The sequence below is a fragment of the Desulfonatronospira sp. genome, assembly GCA_003563255.1.
In the GTDB taxonomy this organism is placed as follows: Bacteria; Desulfobacterota; Desulfovibrionia; order Desulfovibrionales; family Desulfonatronovibrionaceae; genus Desulfonatronospira.
This window is the reverse complement of sequence record PWSL01000402.1, coordinates 1-4,586: the sequence shown is the minus strand read 5'-3', so window position 1 is coordinate 4,586 and position 4,586 is coordinate 1. Positions and strand designations below refer to the sequence as shown.

The following is a 4,586-nucleotide window of genomic DNA, read 5'->3' as shown; positions in this document are numbered from 1 at the left end:
ACAAATTTCAAACAAACATGTTGGTAACTTTTTCTGATATCCTGCCCCTCTAGATAGGATCACGCGCACGGCGTAAACTCCCCTCCCTTAGTAAGAAAGTATGGGTGTATGGGGGTATCCAAGTGTGGGTGTAAAGATATTTTGACTCCCATACGCCCATACTCCCATACGCCCTTACTCCCACACTTCTTAAGGCCGGAGGTGGTTGTATGAACTCCCTTCCTTTTTCGGATGTTGCCCCGAAGGGGCCACTTTTTCCGCGCAGGGTCGCGGAAAAAGCCTAGCACCTAATTGATTTTATCTGATTTATTTGCCAATATGAATAAACAGACTGAGAGGATATTGAGTGCCTGTTGATGTATCGTAACCATTAACACTACAGCGAAACTTATGATTGACCTCCGGGGACTGGCTCTTTTGCCGCCAGAATTTTGGAGCAATTACTATCACTACAGCAACACTTTATTATGGCTGGAAAGTGTCGCTGTAGTGTTATGCAAAACAACAGAATGAGACCGGGATATGAACCCTGAAGCAACAGAAATTCTGGTGGTGGACGATGATCCCACCACACTGTACCAGATTGAAAGGGTTCTAAAAAGCGCCGGCTACAGGGTGCGAAAAGCCTCAACCGGACGTCAGGCACTGAAACTGGTACACTCCATAAAACCCGCCCTGGTTTTACTTGACGTCATGCTTCCGGATATAGGGGGGCTGGAGATATGTCGTGAGATCAAGTCTACAACAGAATTACAGTCAACCTATGTCATATTGATTTCCGCTGTCCAGACCGATTCCGACGACAGAGCTCAGGGGCTGGAAACAGGGGCGGACGGTTATCTCGTCAAGCCGGTCATGCCCAGGGAGCTTCTGGCCCAGATACAGGCCATGCTCCGCATCAGGCATGCAGAAATCAATCTGGAAGAACATAAAGAATGGTACGAAATGGTTCTGAACAGTATCCATGAGTTGGTGCTGTGCATGGACAGGGAGATGACCATACTCTGGGCCAACCAGGCTGTAGCAGACAGTCTGAACCTTGTCCTGGATGATCTCATTGGACAAAAATGCTACAGTCTCTGGGGCGAAAGGGAACGGTTCTGCCATAAGTGTCCGGTGACAAGATCGCTTGAGAGTGAAAAACCGGACCACGCTATTGTAGACACTCCGGATGGCAGGATTTGGGATGTTAGGGCCTACCCAGTGAAGGATCATGAAAACACAATGGTGAGCATTGTCGAAATAGCCCAGGATGTAACAGACGTGCAAAAAGGTCGGCAGGCCCTTGAAAGGAGCGAAAAACTCCTTAAAGAAGTTATGGCACACATGCCCGGAGCAGTGATTCAGTACGGGGTTGATGCAGAGGGGGACCCCCTGCCCCTGTTTGTAAGCCAGGGCATTACCGAACTTATGGGTGTCGGACCCGATGAAGTGCTGCAGGATCCCGGCAAGGTATGGGAAAATGTTCCTCCCGATGATGCACACCGGGTTTATTCCAATCTGAGTGCCAGTCTTAACGACGAAATGCCTTTTGACGCCGAGTTCAGGGTAAAGGACATCGACCAGTCCTGCAAATGGATCAGAATCAGCACGGTTCCGTACAGCTACAGACAGGAAAAGCTATGGTACGCTATGCTTTCTGATATAACCCTGATTAAAAAAGCCCAGGAAGAAATGGCTTACAGGGCTATGCATGACTATCTTACGGGACTGCCGAACCGCGAACTTTTTCTGGACAGGCTTGAGCATGCTTTTTCACAGGCTTCACGCTACGGGAACAAGGTAGGTCTGATTTTTTCTGACTTGAATGAATTCAAGCCGGTGAATGATATCTACGGGCACATGGTAGGCGATAAACTGCTTTTTCAGGTAGGTCAGCGTTTGCTCAAATGTGTACGAAAAAGCGATACAGTTGCCAGATATGGTGGTGACGAGTTCGTAATGATTCTTGGTAATATTATGTCCGCTCAAGACGTGCACAGGGTGGCAGGGAAAGTCACTGAAGAAATGCAGAAGGATTTTGTGCTTGAAGGTGTCAGAATCAATCAGTGCTGCAGTATGGGGATCAGCATTTATCCCGACGATGCCCAGGATGCTGCGGAGCTGATAAAAAAGGCGGATGAGTGCATGTACCGGGCGAAGAATGACCCAGAGCTCACCTACTGTTTTTTCAGAGGCTGATAACACCAATGCGGGCTATGCCCGCAACCCGATTTAAGATGCCCCTGTCCAAAAATGGGACAGTCCCGGCACTATTTGTTGTAATAATTTACAGCTGTTATCACTACAGCGACACTTTATGTGAACTCGAAGGGAACTGGCTCTTTTGCCGACGGGAGCTCAGACATTTTTACGGTTTGAGTTCGGAAAAAGAGCCAGTCCCCATGCCATATGCAAAACGCTAAACAGATACGTTGAAAGAAATAAAGTCAATAAATTTGGATAGATATCTGGTCTGGCCCAAAAGACATATTGATCTGCCAAAAAAGATAATAAAAATAAATGCTTGGAGAGCCAGTCCCCGTGCTCAACGTGTCCTGCAAGGGTGAACCGGATGATGCCCCGAAGGGGCCTCTTTTTCCACGCAGGGTCGCGGAAAAAGCCCAGTGACTTACTTCTGAAACCCTGCCTGCCGTTAAAACAACGCTCAAAAGCGTTCGTGCGGAGCAGGGTTTAACCGGGGTCACAAAAAACAAGAAAAATTTTCGAGATAAAAGGTGCAGAAAAGTCCCCCTCCGGGCTGGAAGCACTGCCAAGCACTGAACCCCGTCTTTGCTCGATTTTTTTGACCCCAGTGAAATGGAAGACCCGGTTGAATGCAAAGAGATTCAACCGGGCAAGGATTCAACCGGGAAGAATTTCATATCAGTTGACAATCTCCCAGACTCCGTCAGGCATGCGGCATGCGGTGCCGTAAGCCCTTTCGGTTTCCCCTCCGATCTGAACATCGGTGTAGTATTCCCTGCAGTAACGCCCGTCTTTTCTCTGGTAAGTTTCGATAGGGGTCACGGCGTAAGCCGTCTGTGTATCGGGGTTGTGCCACTGGGAAGTAGTCCCTGTTGGTTTGGTCTCCAGGGCCTGGTTCATGTTGCGCCGGTCCATCTCATCCATACGGTCCAGATAGCTGCCCACATATCCTCCCAGGGCCGCACCCAGGAGGGTTCCTCCGATGATGGCCGCGGTCTGACCGGTGCCTTTGCCGATCTGGGAACCGATTACTCCCCCGCCGATTCCGCCCAGAGCCGCCCCGCCCACGGTATGTTTCTGGGTGGTGCAGCCCGCCAGCAGCATGACTGCCAGGGTCAAGACAACAAAATAACGCATGATAATATCCTCCAGGGGTCTTAAAGTTGATACAGAGCGTTGGTAAAAAAAGTATCGCTGTAATGTCTATTATAGCTCATGCGAAGAAGAAAGGCAATGGGAATCTGCGAATTGCCCTGTTCAAAAGATTTATTGTCCCGGAATCAGTCCATAATCTGACGGGTCTTGGTGATGTACATTTTTTCCTGGCCCAGGTCTGAAAAAATGCTTTGCAGGATAAAAAGGGGGCTTAAATAGTCCTTTTCCCAGGTAAAAACCACTTTCAGGCTGTTTTTCTCCCAGTGGGAATGTTTGTGGTATAAGCACAGGTCTTTTGTGGAGAGTCCTTTTTTGGTCTGTTTTTGAACCAGGAATTCAGGCGCGGACCTGTAATTTTCCCAGGTGGTCATTGCTTTTTGCAGGTCTTCCCCTGACAGGTCCAGTTCCACCTGGAATTCTTCCTGGATGGACTGGGGCTGCCTGCGGCCCTGGCTCAGGTGTTCTAAGGCAAAGGCGTGCATGCCCCGGGGCAGTTCTCTGTTTAGGCTGTTTAGGAGGTGGCTGCTGTCTAAGTGTTTTCTCAGGTAAATATTGTACCATTCCGCCAAGCTGGACACCCCTACGGGCAGGGCCCGGCCGAAGGTTATCACCGGGGCGGGCCTGAAGCCAGTGGAAAAGCTAAGCGGCCAGCCCGCCCGCCGCATGGCCCTCTCCAGCAGGGACTGCAGCTCCAGCTGGCTCAGGGAAATGCACAGCCCGGTCTTTTTATACCAGATGCGCAGGTGGGCGGTTTTGGGGCTTAAGTCTTTCTGTTCCAGGGTATCAGAGTTATTAAAATCTTCAGTATCATGTTCCTGGTCCCGGAAATCCCGGTTCAAGACATTGGAAATGGATGGGGCCTGGTTGACTTTGCGCAAACTGGAAGGTCTGGATTTTTTGTCGCAGACACCGCACATGCGGCAGACGTGATAGCGGCAGTCCTTGCTGGTCCGGGCCTGATGGCCCCTTCTGGATTCGGTCAAAAGGTATCTGCGCTCCATGCCGCTTTGCAGGTGGTCCCAGGGCAGGGGTTCATCAGTGTCCCTGGCCCGCAGATAAGTATCCGGGGAGAGACCGCTTTTATCCATGATGTCCAGCCAGGGCTCAAGGCGAAAACAGTCGCTCCAGCTGGTAAAGGTCTCACCCCGGGCGTAAGCCCTGGCCACTACCTGCGAGAGTTCGCGGCCTCCCCTGGAAAATATCCCTTCCAGAAGACTCATCTCCGGATCGTGCCACTTGAGGTT

3 protein-coding genes are annotated in these 4,586 nt (G+C 50.4%); 1 reads left to right on the top strand and 2 read right to left on the bottom strand.

Annotation, left to right across the window (positions count from 1 at the left end):
* The first annotated feature begins 522 nt into the window (after nt 1–522).
* Nucleotides 523–2,181, top strand: a complete 1,659-nt coding sequence (locus QZP87_RS11625) for a diguanylate cyclase (RefSeq protein ID WP_291323091.1) — start codon at nt 523–525, stop codon at nt 2,179–2,181.
* A 684-nt stretch (nt 2,182–2,865) separates the two neighbouring features.
* Here QZP87_RS11625 and QZP87_RS11620 read toward each other — a convergent pair.
* Nucleotides 2,866–3,324, bottom strand: coding sequence for an RT0821/Lpp0805 family surface protein (locus QZP87_RS11620; protein ID WP_291323090.1), 459 nt, complete (start codon nt 3,322–3,324; stop codon nt 2,866–2,868).
* Between the two features lie 143 nt (nt 3,325–3,467).
* On the bottom strand, nt 3,468–4,586 hold a 1,119-nt coding region (locus QZP87_RS11615; protein WP_291323089.1), incomplete at its 5' end, for a TIGR03936 family radical SAM-associated protein.

Coding starts and splice junctions, on each gene's coding strand:
- QZP87_RS11620 (WP_291323090.1), bottom strand. CDS start 3,324: ATGCGTTATTTTGTTGTCTTGACCCTGGCAGTCATGCTGCTGGCGGGC.
- QZP87_RS11625 (WP_291323091.1), top strand. CDS start 523: ATGAACCCTGAAGCAACAGAAATTCTGGTGGTGGACGATGATCCCACC.